This window comes from Dyadobacter sp. LHD-138, from assembly GCF_030929615.1.
GTDB lineage: Bacteria > Bacteroidota > Bacteroidia > Cytophagales > Spirosomataceae > Dyadobacter.
In genome coordinates this window covers 117,386-131,785 of sequence record NZ_JAVFVU010000030.1, presented here as the reverse complement: position 1 = coordinate 131,785, position 14,400 = coordinate 117,386, and the positions used below count along the sequence as shown (strand labels likewise).

Genomic DNA, 14,400 nt, shown 5'->3' with positions numbered 1-14,400 from the left:
GTAGGTTGTCTGCGGCCCATTTTTCCTGATTTGCTTATAACTAAAGATAATCAATTCTGAAAAAATAAACAACACTATATACGCAAAAAAAGAGACTGCCCTTTTGAGACAGCCTCATTTTTTTGCTGGCTATATCTTTTTCTAAAACTTACTTCTTTTTGGCTCCTGCCAGACTTGGCTCTTTTGAAATAATGATCAGGTCTGTCAGCATTCGTCCGGTTTCAGTGATATAAATATCCTTTTTCTTTTTGACTTCTTTCGGTGCTTCGGCAGCTACTTTTGTATCCGCTTCGTCTTCACTTTCTTCAGCGTCTTCGCCAAGTTGTTTCAACGCAGCCCGTTTCTTTTCCGCTTCATCACGCTCAATTTTACGTTTTGACTCTTGTAAAGAAACCACTTTATTTTCACGTGCTTTCTTAAATTCATCAATCGTTTTCACCAATGTTTTAAGCTCTTCATCTGATTTAAGGCGTTGCTTGTACTTATCGCGAAGCTGTCCTACGATTTTCTCGTTAATGTTGTTCGTCAACTCGTATTTAGAAGAAGGAATCTGATCCCATGGCAATGCGCTTGGCTGCGATCCCTCTCCATACTCATTCACCTTAAACGCCGATGGTAATTCCAGGTCAGGCATTACACCTTTCAACTGCGTACTGCTGCCATTAACACGGTAGAACTTCGCAACGGTTAACTTAACCTGTCCAAGCTGATCCGTTTCTTTTGGGGCCCACTGGTTAAGATCAATCAGCGTCTGAACGGTTCCTTTACCGTAGGTCTGCTCACCGACGATAATTCCACGCTTGTAATCCTGAATAGCCGCAGCAAAAATTTCAGAAGCCGAAGCACTGAAACGGTTTACCATCACGGCCATCGGGCCATTGTAGGCAATCATCGGGTCATTATCCGTTTCAACCTGAATATCACCCTGCCCTTCCTTAACCTGAACAACCGGGCCTTTATTGATAAACAGACCTGTCAGCGAAACGGCTTCCGTTAATGATCCACCGCCGTTGTTACGCAGGTCGATCACGATGCCATCTACATTTTCTCCCTGCAATTCCGTGATCAGTTTCTGAACGTCACGGGTCGTGCTTGAAAATTCTTTTTCTTTTTGCTGTGCTCCTTCAAAATCACGGTAAAATAAAGGAATATCGATCACCCCAATTTTATAGTCTTTGTTTCCGGAATTAATAGAAACAATCTCTTTTTTGGCGCGGGAATCTTCTAGTTTTATTTTTTCACGAACCAGTCTGATCTCTTTTGGAGGCGTACTTGAAAGTGCATCGGCAGAAAGGATCTGCAAACGAACCACTGTACCTTTTGGGCCCTTGATCAGCTTAACCGCGTCATCCACAAACCAGCCAACAAGGTCAACAAATTTCCCATCGTCACCCTGGGCAACACCGATGATCTTATCTTCCTTTTTAAGCTGTTTTCCCCTAAATGCGGGGCCGCCCGGAATCACTTCAACAATTTTGATATAATTATCTTCCTCACGAAGCAAGGCACCGATCCCTTCAACCGACTGGCTCATTTCCTGTTTGAAACGGTCAGCCGATGTAGGCGCCATATAACTTGTATGCGGATCAAGTGATTCAGCGTACGCGTTCATGAACATCTGGAAAACCTGCTCCGTACGGATACGGCTCAAACCGCGGTCACGGTTTTTATACCGGTCGCTCAAAGTTTTAACTACGGATGAATCTGCCTTTCCAGCCAGTTTCAGATCCAGCGCCTCACTTTTGAGATATTTCCGCCATGTATCATTCAATTCATCATTTGACTTGGCCCAGGCCACTTTATCACGATCCGTGTTAAGCGATTCGTCAACGGTATAGTCAAATGGTTTCGGTGTTTTCAGAAGTGCCTGAATGTATTCACTTCTTTCCTGATAACGCTTTCTGAAAAGGTTATACATATTAAAAGGAATATCCAGCTCCCGTTTTTGCAAAAAGTCATCGAAAGAGTACCTGTATTTTTCGAATTCCGTCATATCCGAGGCCAGATAGTACAATCGACCATGGTCAATACCATCAATGTATTTATCAAAAATCGCTGACGACAATGAATCGGTCAGTTTCGTTTTACGATAATGATAATTTGACAATATTCTTGTCGAAAGTTCTTCCGCTTTATACTGGGCTGCGGTCGGCTTAATATCTTCCGCTAGCGAAGTTTCCGTAGTGACGATTGCATTTTGCTGTACGGGACCTCGCTGCCAGCCAAGTAATACAACAGGAATAAGAGTGATTAGGTACTTTTTCATTCGTCGAATTTTTGTTAACTATTTAACAATTTCTAATAATTCAACCTCAAATACTAAAGCTGAATAGGCTGGAATCTGCGGGCCCGCTGCACGCTCACCATAAGCAAGAGAATAGGGAATAAACAATTTCCATTTCGAACCTACGGGCATAAGCTGCAAAGCCTCTGTCCATCCTTTTATCACGCCGTTCACCGGAAACTCTACCGGCTCGCCGCGATCCACAGAGCTATCAAAAACCGTTCCATTGGTCAAAGTACCGTGGTAATGTGTCTTCACTTTATCCGTTGCAGCAGGTTTTGCACCCTCTCCCATTTTGATCACAGAATACTGTAAGCCGCTTTCCGTGGTTGTAACACCGGCCTTCTTCTTGTTTTCTTCCAAAAACTTCTCTCCTTCTACTTTCACGACCGCTCCTTTTTCTTCCATCATTTTTTGAAAATATTCACTGATAAATTTATTTGCCTCCTCCGATGTAAATGTCGTTTTCTCCCCTTTAAGTGACGATGTTATTGTCCTGGTCAGGATATCCGTATTGATGTTGCTGATGCCCTGAGACGACAATGAGTTGGAAAAACTCACACCAATGGCCGCCGACAGGGAATCCATCTTCGTCTTAAGTACACTTGATGCAGGGGTAACTTTAGCCGCTGTAACTGTGGTCTTTTTTGTTGCAGCGACTGGTTTCGTAACTTTCTTAGGCGCTTGTGCGAACCCTGGTGATGCAGCTAAACCGATACATAAAACAGAGGCTAAAATGGTTTTTTCTAATTTGTACATTCTACTTAAGGATGGTCTGAAAATTAAATTTGTGATAATTAATTGTTATTAACGAACTCAATTACAACAAAAACACAATTAGTACCTAAAAAAGTTTTAAAAACCTTTTAAATGCCTAAAATTCCATATTTTTACTGCGTTATAATACTCGAAAGCGGCAAACTTGGAAAAATCTAATTTTTATCCAGCAGTTTTTTAGGTTAGCTATTCTTTATTTAACAAATTAACCCTACATTTGCGGCTGTTTTCAAAAACTTACTACTATACTCTAAATAAGTCAATTATACTATGGTATCTGTTAGACCGGACGAAGTTTCGGCCATCCTGCGCGAACAACTTGCAGGCGCTAAATCTGAAGCAGAACTCGAAGAAGTAGGAACCGTCCTTCAAGTTGGTGACGGTGTTGCCCGCATTTATGGCCTTTCCGAAGTACAGGCGGGTGAGCTCCTTGTTTTCGAGAATGGCTTAAAGGCCCTCGCTTTGAACCTCGAGGAAGATAATGTTGGAGCCGTTTTACTTGGTGATTCAAGTGAAATCAAAGAAGGCGACACAGTGAAGCGTACGAAGGAGATCGCTTCAGTAAGAGTTGGTGAAGGTATTGTAGGCCGTGTTGTAAACACATTAGCTGAACCAATCGACGGAATGGGCCCTATTCAGGGTGAAACATTTGAAATGCCTATTGAGCGTAAAGCTCCTGGGGTAATTTTCCGTCAGCCTGTAACCGAGCCGCTTCAAACGGGTATCAAAGCAATCGATGCGATGATTCCTATCGGACGTGGACAACGTGAGTTGATTATCGGTGACCGCCAGACTGGAAAGACAGCTGTTGCTATTGATACAATCATCAATCAAAGAGAATATTACGATAAGGGCGAGCCTGTATTCTGTATCTATGTAGCTTGTGGCCAGAAGGCTTCAACAATCAAAGGTATCGAAGCAACACTTCGTCGTTTTGGTGCAATGGACTATACGGTAATCGTAGCAGCCGGTGCATCGGACCCATCACCAATGCAATTCTATGCTCCGTTTACGGGTGCTGCCATCGGTGAATATTTCCGTGATACGGGTCGTCCTGCCTTGATCGTTTATGATGACCTTTCGAAACAAGCGGTTTCTTACCGTGAAGTTTCCCTGCTGCTTCGTCGCCCTCCGGGACGTGAAGCCTACCCGGGAGACGTATTCTATCTTCACAGCCGTCTATTGGAAAGAGCTGCGAAAATCATCAATGATGACAGCATTGCAGCAAACATGAATGACCTTCCTCCTTCCTTGAAAGGAAAAGTAAAAGGTGGTGGTTCATTAACTGCACTTCCAATCATTGAAACTCAAGCGGGTGACGTTTCTGCCTATATCCCTACGAACGTAATTTCGATTACGGACGGACAGATATTCCTTGAATCTAACTTGTTCAACTCGGGTATCCGTCCTGCGATCAACGTAGGTATCTCGGTATCACGTGTGGGTGGTAACGCTCAGATCAAGTCCATGAAAAAGGTATCAGGTACGTTAAAACTTGACCAGGCTCAATTCCGTGAATTGGAAGCTTTTGCAAAATTCGGTTCGGATCTTGATGCTTCTACCAAACTTGCGATTGATCGTGGACGCCGTAACCAGGAAGTATTGAAACAACCTCAATATGCTCCGGTACCGGTTGAACATCAGGTTGCTACGGTTTACGCTTCTACAAAAGGATTGTTAGACAGAGTTCCGGTTGAAAAAGTAAAAGAATTCGATAAAGAATTCCTTACTATTCTTTCAGCGCAATACAGCGATACACTTGCTGCCCTTCGTGCAGGCAAGTTGGATAACAGCGTAACGGATGTTATCGACAAAGTAGCGAAAGAACTTTCAGCTAAATATTAATAGAGAAGTTATAAGTTAAGAATCGGAAATACATTTTCTGGTTCTTAACTTATTGATAACCTCAGGCGGACCGCATTTAATTTCCCTAAGATGGCAAGCTTAAAAGAAGTACGTAACCGGATTGTATCGGTTAATTCAACACAGCAGATCACGAAAGCCATGAAAATGGTGGCAGCTGCTAAATTGCGCAGAGCTCAGGATAATATCCTGCAAATGCGTCCCTATGCCCAAAAGCTAGGTCAAATGCTTTCAACAGTTTCCGCAGGTTCTGAAAATTCAGTGGACAGCCCATTGAAAACAGTACGTGCGGCTGAAAAAATATTGATCGTTGTCGTTACTTCCGATCGTGGATTGTGCGGTGCTTTCAATACCAATATTATTAAAGCCACCCTGCAGCTGATCAACGAAAAGTATTCAGAGCAGGCAAGCAAAGGAAATGTAGAGATATTTGCAATCGGTAAAAAAGGTGCAGAGGCATTCAACCGCAGAGGTTTTGTCGTAAACACCACTTTCACCGATTTGTTTACAAGACTTAAATTCGTCAATGTAAAGGAAGCAGCCGAAAAAATCATGAAGGACTTCTCCGAAGGAAAATATGATGTGGTTGACCTGGTTTTCAACGAATTTAAAAACGTTGCTACACAAATTATCCATACAGATCCTTATTTACCAATCGTTGCCGATACGACTCCCCAAAAAGTAAAAGCACCGGAGGTTAACTATATATTTGAACCAAATGAGGAGGAGATTCTTGCTGAATTGATTCCAAAATCTTTGAAAATAATGTTGTACCGCGCCGTTCTTGAATCGAATGCTTCAGAACAAGGTGCACGTATGACTGCGATGGATAAGGCAACTGAAAATGCTCAGGATCTTTTGAAAGAGCTGAAATTGATCTACAACCGTACCCGTCAGGCTGCTATTACAACCGAGATTCTCGAAATCGTAGGTGGTGCAGAAGCTTTGAAAAGTGCGTAGTTAGAATAAAATCTTATATATTTTTGGCGAGCGGATCATTTATGGTTCGTTCGTTTTTTTTTATTCAAAGTTTGAATAAATCCCGGTTACCCAGCATCATCTTTTGCTACCCGTCCACCGATGGAAATCTTTATCTGGTAACGATCATGCCGCTCTTTTTTACTATCCGTCCGACGGCTGAAAAAGCCGTCGGACGGAACGAGCTGCCCGTCGGATGGCTTTTTCGGCCATCCGACGGGTATAAAACCTCAAAATCCTGTCAGGCATAAAAACACCCTAGAAATCTCACCATCGGGGCACCAATTAAACCCACCACATAAAATGGAGAACGGCCGCTCAACCGACTTAATTCGGTTTTAAATTAATATTTCCTAGTTTTACAGCGCAACAAAACTAGCGCTCATGCGAAAATCCAACTATTTAAAACCGCTGATCATCCTCGTAATTTCTGGAATATGTACTTCCTCTTTCGCCCAGACGCTGGACGAAATCGTAGCAAAACATATTACGACCATGGGTGGCGCCGATAAATTGTCGAAGCTTAAAAGCATCAAAATATCGGCCGAAATGGAAGTGATGAACATGCAGATCCCTGTAACCACAACCATTGTACAGCAACGCGGATTCAGAAGCGAAACAACGGTTCAGGGCTCAACCATCATTCAGGTTATCGACAATGACAAAGGCTGGGTGATTAACCCAATGGCTGGCCAGCTCAAGGCAACGCCCCTGCCCGAGGACGTCGTTAAATCCCTTTCTGCCGAAACCGATTTAACCGGCTTATACAATTATAAAGAAAAAGGCCAGACCCTTACCCTGGACGGAGAAGAAGACATGGCAGGAGCAAAAGTTTTCAAGGTTACTGTCAATCTTAAAAACGGCGCCAAACGGACAAACTATATTTCAAAAGATACCTACTATATCCTGAAAACGGTCGCCAAAGTAAATGTCAATGGCCAGGAGGTAGAATCTAAAAATACACAATCCGATTTCAGACAGATCGACGGGATCACTTATCCGTTTACTTCAGAGGTAGAAACCTCCGCGATGCCTGGGGCAACGATGGCGATGAAGATCAAAACGCTGGAAATCAATCCGAAAATTGACGAAAGTATTTTTGCTATGCCAAAAGAATAGAAAAAAATATTTTTACATAAACTATTTATTTTCAATATATTAAGTATCAATTATAAAAGATTGATACTTTTTTTGTCTAATAGCAAACTTTTTTTTCTTATTACATGTATATACATTAAATGTAGAAACATAATAATTTAAACAGCAATAGCATATGTCAACTAAAACATCATGGGTGATTGACCCAACGCATTCAGAAATCCAGTTTAAGGTAAAACACCTTGTCATTTCAACAGTTACCGGTTCTTTCAAAACTTTCGAGGGAACTGCTGAAACGGATGGCGACGATTTAACAACAGCCGATATCAAATTTTCTGCTGACGTGGCAAGTATCGATACCAACCAGACGCAACGTGACGAACACCTTCGCTCGGGAGATTTCTTCGATGCTGAAAACTATCCTAAACTGACATTTTCTTCAACTGCACTTGAAAAAACAGGTGAAGATACTTACAAGCTTAAAGGAGATTTGACAATCAAAGGTGTTACCAATCCAGTCGTTTTGGATGCAGAATATGGTGGCGCCATGACCGATTTTTATGGTCAGAGCAAAGCAGGTTTTGAAATTACCGGAAAGATCAGCCGTAAAGCATTCGGATTGAGCTGGAGTGCTACAACCGAAGCAGGCGGTGTCGTGGTTGGTGATGAAATCAAATTGGTAATCAACATTCAGTTGATCAAACAAGCATAGGTCAAAAATAGCAGTTATCCCCGGGCGTCCCGAAGTAATCGACATACTTCGGGACGCCTTCTTTGTATAGAAAATATTTGACGCTGATTATATTGACGCTGATCAGGCCATATTGCTCCTTAAAATTTTAAGTGTATAACCGTTGCATTAATTTAAGGGACAAAAGTGTGAAGCGTCGTCAATTAGTTACTATTTTTGAGGCAAAAAAAGATTTACATTGATCATTGAAACGCGCGCATACGCCCGGGCAGGGCTGCTGGGAAATCCTTCTGACGGTTTTTTCGGAAAAACAATATCAATTTCTGTTCGAAATTTCGGAGCATCCATTTCATTATACGAATCTCCGGAGCTTCACATAGAGCCGGAGCCGCAGGACGGCAGCACATTCCGTAGCATTTTCCATCTCCGCGACTCGGTGAGTATGCTTGGATACAATGGCGGCATTCCGCTGATCAAAGCAGGGATCAAAAAATTCGCAGACTTTTGCGAGGTTAACAATATCAAATTACCCAACCGGAATTTTACGGTCAGGTATCGCTCCTCCATTCCACGCCAGGTGGGCATGTCAGGTTCCAGCGCCATTGTTGTGGCCCTTTTCCGGGCTTTGATGCAATTCTATAAGGTGCAAATTCCTATTGAAATCCTTCCCCAACTCGTCATGGTCTCGGAAACGGAAGAGCTTGGCATTGCGGCTGGTTTACAGGACCGGGTTATTCAATGTTATGAAGGTTGCGTTTACATGGATTTTGACAAATCCCTGATCGAAAACCAGGGATACGGTCTGTATGAGCGGATTAATCCCGCACTATTGCCAAAACTTTACGTCGCCTATAACACAAACCTCAGCAAAGTTTCCGGGAAGGTTCATAGTGATGTACGCACAAGATTTGACCGCGGAGAAAAAGAAGTCATCGACGTACTCGGTCAAATCGGACAGAAGGCAAAGGAAGGCTATACGGCACTTTTGGAAGAAAGGCCTGATGACCTGCATGAGCTGATGAATCAGAATTTTGATCTGCGCTGTAAAATTTATAACGTTCCGGATTCTAACAAAAGGCTAATTCATGAGGCCAGATCCTGTGGTGCTTCGGCAAAATTTGCCGGATCGGGCGGGACCATTATCGGAATTTATAAAGATGACGACATGCTGAACCAGCTTTTTGTCAAACTAAAAAAACATAATGCGAGAGTCATTAAGCCATTTGTAGTTTGATCAGAGCTGTTGGCTTTTAGCGGATAGCTATTAGCTCGTCACCTAAACACTTTTATAAAATATATAATCAATTATAATTGAACAGTTGTTAGTCACGCACTAACGCCCAACCGCTAATAGCTAAAACCTAAAAATATATGATTCGTAAAGCTGTAATTCCTGCTGCCGGACTTGGCACCCGTTTTTTGCCGGCAACAAAATCGATGCCCAAAGAAATGTTACCGATCATCGACATTCCTACCATTCAATATGTCGTGCAGGAAGCCGTTGATTCGGGCATTGAAGATATCCTGATTATTTCTGGAAAGGGGAAACGTGCCATCGAAGATCACTTCGACCGTAATGTGGAACTGGAATCCCGTCTGGAAGAGAAAGAAGACATGATCTGGTTTAATGAAATGCGTCGTCTGGCTGATATGGCTAACGTCCATTTTGTTCGGCAGAAAGAAGCAAACGGATTGGGAGATGCCATTTACTACGCGCGACATCACGTTGGTAATGAACCATTTGCAGTATTGCTGGGCGATACGATCATGGATTCTGTGATTCCTGTTACACAACAGTTGATGGACACTTACGAGCAGTATGGCGGGTCGGTGATTGCCGTTGAGCAGGTTCCGGCAAACAAAGTAAATCGTTATGGTATTGTTGGCGGGACTTCGCTTAGCGACACGATTTTGGAACTGAGCACATTGGTTGAAAAACCAGCTTTGGATATGGCTCCTTCCAATCTCGCTATTGCCGGACGTTACATCCTGACACCTGAAATTTTCAATACGATTGAACAGACGCCAAAAGGAAAAAATAATGAAATTCAGCTCACTGACTCACTGTTGTTGCTTTTGAAACGTGAAAATATCTATGCGCACCATATTGAAGGAAAACGTCACGACATTGGCGACAAGCTTGACTACCTGAAAACAACAGTGGAGTTTGCCTTAAAAAGAAAAGAATTCGCTGAGCCTTTCAGAAAGTTTTTGATTGAACTTTTGAATAAATAGATCTGGTCGCCCATGGTTTCATGAGAAAATAACTGAACTTCGGCACTTAGAGAAGTCAATACTGGGCTTCCCCGTTTTAAAAACGGGGACACCCAGTATTGACTTCTCCTTTTTTTTGCATCAAACCCACTTCACAGAACAGGCACGATATTGATAATAAAAATTAAAAAAAGGTATATTTGAAGGCACTTATTTCCACTGGGAAGTGACACACTTTTAAGAAACGCATCATCAACCAAATGGAAGTAGATAAAAAAGACGCTGCCGTTCTCAACAAGGCTATTCAATTTTGGCAGGATTCCAGCAAGATATCTCCGGAACTCGCTGACGACCTGCGCAAAAGCTATCAGCTTCGAGACTCGAACGTCGATACGATTACCTGGTATGCCTTCATTTCCGCTGTTTCCTGTGGATTACTGGCTTTCGGGGCATTGGTTATTGATGAAAAATGGATCGAGTTATTACGTAACAAATGGGGATTTTCTGAAACCGTCGTCGGCATTGGTTTCTCCTTGGCCGCTGTAATTTTTGTTATTTTGGCTAAAAGAAGAAAACTGAAACACCCCACGGCCAGGGCCAGCAACGAAACGTATACCATCACGATCATCCTCAGCGTCGCCATAGCCATTGCATATTGGACCAGAAGTTTTGCATATTTCGAAGGTAATTACGCACGCCCTTTGCTGATCGCTGCCATCGTTTATTTCATCTCCTCGGCATATCTCAGCTCACAGCTTTTATGGACCGTTATGCTGCTGACCGTAGCCGGTTGGTGGGGAGCCCAAACCTATTTCTGGACAGGCGGCGCCTATCGGTTCGCCGGAATGAATTATCCTTTAAACATGACCGTTTTCGGACTTGTGATCTGGGTCTTTTCATGGCTTGTTGAAAAGATCGGGGTGCTTAAATCTTTTTCAACCGTTACATATTCCATCGGGCTGTTCCTATTTCTGCTCGCAGCCTGGACGCTTTCCATCTTCGGAAATTATGATGACCTGGACCGGTGGACAGTAATCAGGCAGGGCACTTTGTGGTATTGGTCGGTTGGTTACACAATAGTCCTGGCGGCTCTGATCGCCTATGCGTTCAGGACTAAAAACGATGTCCTGCGCGATATGGGATTGATCTTTTTCCTGCTTAATATTTACACACGTTATTTTGAATATTTCTGGGACCGGACCAACAAAGGCATTTTCTTTGCTATACTTGCGGTCTCTTTTTGGTTCGTTGGCAAAAAAGCGGAACAATGGAGAAATAAGGACAAGAAACTGGCTTGATACCGACATTACAACATGAGAGAAAAGAGAGCGATCCGACAAAACGAAAAAGACCTGATAACCTTTCTGTTAAAACAGCTTAATCTTAATCCGGATGACTACCCCGTTGACGAATATGTCGATGAATATGAAGACGGAAAAATGGGAAGCATCAGCCTGGGTGGTGATGTTTCGGCTTATGACGGCGATTTAATACAGGTAGAATATGTTGATTCCGATGAAACCCCCGTCGTTATTACCTTGACAAAAGACGACAAAAACCATTTACTCGACCTGGATTTCTGGAAGGTAGATTTTACGAAATTGTTAGCATATCCCACCCCGGATAAAATTATTTTGAGAGGTGAAGTTTAACCCCTCAAAATAATGTATTGAATTTGGTAACAATATGTGCCTTCGCTTCATTTTGAAACTGCTCCGGTGATAAGCCCGTATGCTGTTTAAAAAAACGGCTGAAATACGGTCGGTCCTTAAATCCCAAATCATAGGCGATTTCCTTAATCGTATTTTCACTGTGGATAATCTGTCTTTTGGCTTCAAGCACAATTCTGTCATGGATAAGCTGCATACCGGTTTTGTCCAGTTTTTCTTTTAAAATCTGGTTTAGTCTTTTGGAGCTGATCCCGAGTTTCCCCGCATAAAAATCTGTATTTCTGACGTTTTGATAGTTCATTTCCAGCAAAACCATAAATTCGTAACCCCGCTTCTGGTTAATATCCTGCACGGTAAAGTTATGTTCCTTAATCCTTACCAACTGCAATAAAAACACCTTCAGCAACGCCTTTATGATCACCAGGCTATTGTTTTCCCTTTGATATTCCTCTTCGAGCAACTGGTATACTTTCCCCAATTGAACAGCCGTTTCATCACTGATCTGAAGACATGAAAACTCTCCCTGAATGTTGAATATTTTAAAAACATCCAGCAAAAACTCTTTGACGTCATCATCCAGAATATCCCTTTTAAAAGAAAGCAAAATCCCATTTTTCCCCGCTTTATTTAACTGATGTACGCGGTATGGCGGGATCAGATAAATCCAGTCACCTTTCAACGGATATTCATTATCCTTAATGGTATGCAGGGCATCTTCATTTTTCAACCAGACAATCTCAAAAAACTCCTTTCGGCTGGGATCGTTGAGGTAACTTGGCGGACAATTGTCCAGATTTCTTATATAAATGAGTGTCTTGTTCAGCTCAACACGCAGGTTACTTTCTTCCATTTTTTTGCTCTAAATTTTCGACCTGATTTTCAGCCCCGAATACCATATTCCGAATTAGATACCAAAATTAGCAGATTATGCAATCGAATCCGTAATCATTGGCAAATAGTACAACATATCGCGCCGATTGTGTAACGTCTTCCCTTTCCGCTTACCATACCTTTGCCATCAGGTTTTACAGGAATTTGTCTCTGATTATTTCGACAGACCAAAACAACAGCACATTGATCACTTCCGATGGAGGTGCGGTTTGAGTTTTTCAAAATTGAAAAAATTGGATAATGAGTACAATAACTATTGATTTGGTCACTGATTTAAAGAGCAATCTGAACATGATCCTGACTGAAAATAACAGGCTTGCCGCAGCAATAGATTTTAGCCAGGTTGCCGGTTTGATCCCTTTCATCCAAGACGCCGACCGCATTTTTGTCGTTGGCGCAGGAAGGACCGGGCTGGCTTTAAAGGCGGCTGCGATGCGCCTTATGCATCTGGGTTTTACCGTTTTCGTAGCCGGCGAAACGGTGACCCCTGCCATTAGAAATAACGATTTGCTTATTGCCGGATCTGGTTCGGGAACGACGGGAAACATTGTAAAAGCCGCAGAAAAAGCCATTTCGGTGGGTGCAAAGGTGATTACCATTTCAACTTCGCTGGAATCTCCGCTGGCAAAATTATCTGATCATGTTGCTATACTGCCGGCGGCGCAAAAGCAAGACCATGGCGCTACTATTTCAAAGCAATACGCCGGAAGTCTTTTCGAACAGTCTGTATCACTGCTTACAGACGCGATTATCCAAACATTATGGCAAATGGACGGAACGCCCGCAGAAAAACTCTGGAAGCGGCACGCCAATTTAGAATAAATAACATATTGATTAACAATAAATTAAACAAAAAAATAATGACCAAATTACAAGTCGCAATAGACTTATTGACAACAGCAGACGCAATTGCACTGGCAACAAAAGTTGCTCCTTATATCGATATCATTGAATTGGGAACACCACTTATCAAAAGCGAAGGTCTGGCGGTGATTACCGCGATGAAGAAAGCTTTTCCGGATAAACTGGTTTTTGCAGATTTCAAAACAGCGGACGCGGGCGAACTGGAAGCTGATATGGCTTTTGGGGCAGGAGCAGATTTGATAACCATTTTAGGCGCAACTGGTGACGCCACCATTCTCGGTGCCGTAAAATCTGCAAAAGCACATGGAAAAGGCGTCGTTGTCGACACCATCGGCGTAGCCGACCGTGTGAAACGTGCGCAGGAAGTGATTGCCCTGGGTGTAGAATTTGTAGAATTACACGCAGGTCTTGACGAACAGGCTCAGCCAGGTTATTCCATCCAGGTTTTGATCGACGAAGCATCACGCGCAGGTGTGCCAGTTTCTATTGCCGGCGGTGTTAAATTGAGCAACATCGCCGCGATAAAAGCATCGGGAGCAAAAGTTGCGGTTGCTGGTGCGGCCATTTATGGCGCGGCAGATCCTGCTGCGGCTGCAAAAGCATTGCGTGAAGCTTTAGACGTATAAGGAATTATATTTCCGGGAGAAAAAGCTGTTGCCAGTTCGGGCAGCAGCTTTTTTTGTACACAAATTATGATTTACGTCAGTTACCGGTCTCCCGGTCGGCCCGGACAAGCCAATGTTAACCCTTTTCCCTACCTTTGCGCCACATTGAACATTACTCCAACAATTAAAAAATTCATGGAAGTTAAAGATAGCAACGGCACATTGCTTGCAGAGGGCGATTCCGTAAAGTTGATCAAAGATTTGAAGGTAAGAGGCTCCTCCACCACACTGAAAAGAGGTACTGTCGTTAAAAACATTCGTCTGACCGATGACGCAGAAGAAATTGAAGGCAAAGTAGAAAAAACGGTAATGGTTTTGAAAACGATGTTTGTGCAGAAAATGTAATCCGGTTTGGATCCGGAAAATTTGTCCATCTTCATTCAAAAAATATAAAAACTCAGCCTT

General features: G+C 42.8%; 14 protein-coding genes. 11 read left to right on the top strand and 3 right to left on the bottom strand.

Annotation, left to right across the window (positions count from 1 at the left end; all coding sequences use genetic code 11):
- Positions 1-148: 148 nt before the first annotated feature.
- Entirely contained in the window at positions 149-2,266 is a 2,118-nt protein-coding gene (locus tag RB622_RS21325) for a carboxy terminal-processing peptidase (RefSeq protein ID WP_308048689.1), read from the bottom strand.
- 18 nt (positions 2,267-2,284) lie between these two features.
- On the bottom strand, positions 2,285-3,043 hold the full coding sequence (locus RB622_RS21320) for an FKBP-type peptidyl-prolyl cis-trans isomerase (RefSeq protein WP_308048688.1): 759 nt from the start codon (positions 3,041-3,043) through the stop codon (positions 2,285-2,287).
- A gap of 288 nt (positions 3,044-3,331) precedes the next feature.
- Here RB622_RS21320 and atpA point away from each other — a divergent pair, with 288 nt between their 5' ends.
- The 8 genes from atpA to RB622_RS21280 all read left to right on the top strand — a co-directional run bounded on the left by atpA (position 3,332) and on the right by RB622_RS21280 (position 11,557).
- Positions 3,332-4,906 carry a F0F1 ATP synthase subunit alpha gene (gene atpA / locus RB622_RS21315; protein ID WP_308048687.1) on the top strand — a complete coding sequence of 525 codons (1,575 nt, stop codon included), beginning with the start codon at positions 3,332-3,334 and terminating at the stop codon, positions 4,904-4,906.
- Positions 4,907-4,996: 90 nt separating this feature from the next.
- Positions 4,997-5,884 carry an ATP synthase F1 subunit gamma gene (gene atpG, locus RB622_RS21310; RefSeq protein WP_308048686.1) on the top strand — a complete coding sequence of 296 codons (888 nt, stop codon included), beginning with the start codon at positions 4,997-4,999 and terminating at the stop codon, positions 5,882-5,884.
- Positions 5,885-6,286: 402 nt separating this feature from the next.
- Positions 6,287-7,021 (top strand): outer membrane lipoprotein-sorting protein, encoded by a 735-nt coding sequence (locus tag RB622_RS21305; protein WP_308048685.1) that lies wholly within the window; start codon positions 6,287-6,289, stop codon positions 7,019-7,021.
- Between the two features lie 154 nt (positions 7,022-7,175).
- Positions 7,176-7,712 carry a YceI family protein gene (locus RB622_RS21300; protein WP_308048684.1) on the top strand — a complete coding sequence of 179 codons (537 nt, stop codon included), beginning with the start codon at positions 7,176-7,178 and terminating at the stop codon, positions 7,710-7,712.
- Positions 7,713-7,929: 217 nt separating this feature from the next.
- Positions 7,930-8,925, top strand: a complete 996-nt coding sequence (locus RB622_RS21295) for a GHMP kinase (protein ID WP_308048683.1) — start codon at positions 7,930-7,932, stop codon at positions 8,923-8,925.
- A 137-nt stretch (positions 8,926-9,062) separates the two neighbouring features.
- Positions 9,063-9,926 carry a UTP--glucose-1-phosphate uridylyltransferase GalU gene (gene galU, locus RB622_RS21290; protein ID WP_308048682.1) on the top strand — a complete coding sequence of 288 codons (864 nt, stop codon included), beginning with the start codon at positions 9,063-9,065 and terminating at the stop codon, positions 9,924-9,926.
- A gap of 239 nt (positions 9,927-10,165) precedes the next feature.
- Positions 10,166-11,203, top strand: a complete 1,038-nt coding sequence (locus tag RB622_RS21285; protein WP_308048681.1) for a hypothetical protein — start codon at positions 10,166-10,168, stop codon at positions 11,201-11,203.
- A 15-nt stretch (positions 11,204-11,218) separates the two neighbouring features.
- Complete coding sequence (locus RB622_RS21280) at positions 11,219-11,557, top strand: DUF6984 family protein (RefSeq protein WP_308048680.1); 339 nt, start codon at positions 11,219-11,221, stop codon at positions 11,555-11,557.
- 4 nt (positions 11,558-11,561) lie between these two features.
- On the opposite strand, the gene RB622_RS21275 is transcribed toward RB622_RS21280, so the two are convergent.
- Positions 11,562-12,425 carry a helix-turn-helix domain-containing protein gene (locus RB622_RS21275; protein WP_308048679.1) on the bottom strand — a complete coding sequence of 288 codons (864 nt, stop codon included), beginning with the start codon at positions 12,423-12,425 and terminating at the stop codon, positions 11,562-11,564.
- Positions 12,426-12,706: 281 nt separating this feature from the next.
- On the opposite strand from RB622_RS21275, the gene hxlB reads away from it, so the two are divergent.
- From hxlB to RB622_RS21260, 3 genes are all read left to right on the top strand, one after another.
- Positions 12,707-13,288, top strand: coding sequence for a 6-phospho-3-hexuloisomerase (gene hxlB, locus RB622_RS21270; RefSeq protein ID WP_308048677.1), 582 nt, complete (start codon positions 12,707-12,709; stop codon positions 13,286-13,288).
- 38 nt (positions 13,289-13,326) lie between these two features.
- Positions 13,327-13,956: a 3-hexulose-6-phosphate synthase gene (gene hxlA, locus RB622_RS21265; RefSeq protein ID WP_308048676.1), complete on the top strand. Its 630-nt coding sequence runs from the start codon at positions 13,327-13,329 to the stop codon at positions 13,954-13,956.
- 174 nt (positions 13,957-14,130) lie between these two features.
- Entirely contained in the window at positions 14,131-14,340 is a 210-nt protein-coding gene (locus RB622_RS21260; RefSeq protein WP_308048675.1) for an alkylphosphonate utilization protein, read from the top strand.
- Positions 14,341-14,400 lie beyond the last annotated feature (60 nt).

Coding starts and splice junctions, on each gene's coding strand:
- RB622_RS21285 (WP_308048681.1), top strand. CDS start 10,166: ATGGAAGTAGATAAAAAAGACGCTGCCGTTCTCAACAAGGCTATTCAA.
- atpG (WP_308048686.1), top strand. CDS start 4,997: ATGGCAAGCTTAAAAGAAGTACGTAACCGGATTGTATCGGTTAATTCA.
- RB622_RS21325 (WP_308048689.1), bottom strand. CDS start 2,266: ATGAAAAAGTACCTAATCACTCTTATTCCTGTTGTATTACTTGGCTGG.
- atpA (WP_308048687.1), top strand. CDS start 3,332: ATGGTATCTGTTAGACCGGACGAAGTTTCGGCCATCCTGCGCGAACAA.
- RB622_RS21260 (WP_308048675.1), top strand. CDS start 14,131: ATGGAAGTTAAAGATAGCAACGGCACATTGCTTGCAGAGGGCGATTCC.
- hxlA (WP_308048676.1), top strand. CDS start 13,327: ATGACCAAATTACAAGTCGCAATAGACTTATTGACAACAGCAGACGCA.
- RB622_RS21280 (WP_308048680.1), top strand. CDS start 11,219: ATGAGAGAAAAGAGAGCGATCCGACAAAACGAAAAAGACCTGATAACC.
- hxlB (WP_308048677.1), top strand. CDS start 12,707: ATGAGTACAATAACTATTGATTTGGTCACTGATTTAAAGAGCAATCTG.
- RB622_RS21305 (WP_308048685.1), top strand. CDS start 6,287: ATGCGAAAATCCAACTATTTAAAACCGCTGATCATCCTCGTAATTTCT.
- RB622_RS21300 (WP_308048684.1), top strand. CDS start 7,176: ATGTCAACTAAAACATCATGGGTGATTGACCCAACGCATTCAGAAATC.
- RB622_RS21320 (WP_308048688.1), bottom strand. CDS start 3,043: ATGTACAAATTAGAAAAAACCATTTTAGCCTCTGTTTTATGTATCGGT.
- galU (WP_308048682.1), top strand. CDS start 9,063: ATGATTCGTAAAGCTGTAATTCCTGCTGCCGGACTTGGCACCCGTTTT.
- RB622_RS21275 (WP_308048679.1), bottom strand. CDS start 12,425: ATGGAAGAAAGTAACCTGCGTGTTGAGCTGAACAAGACACTCATTTAT.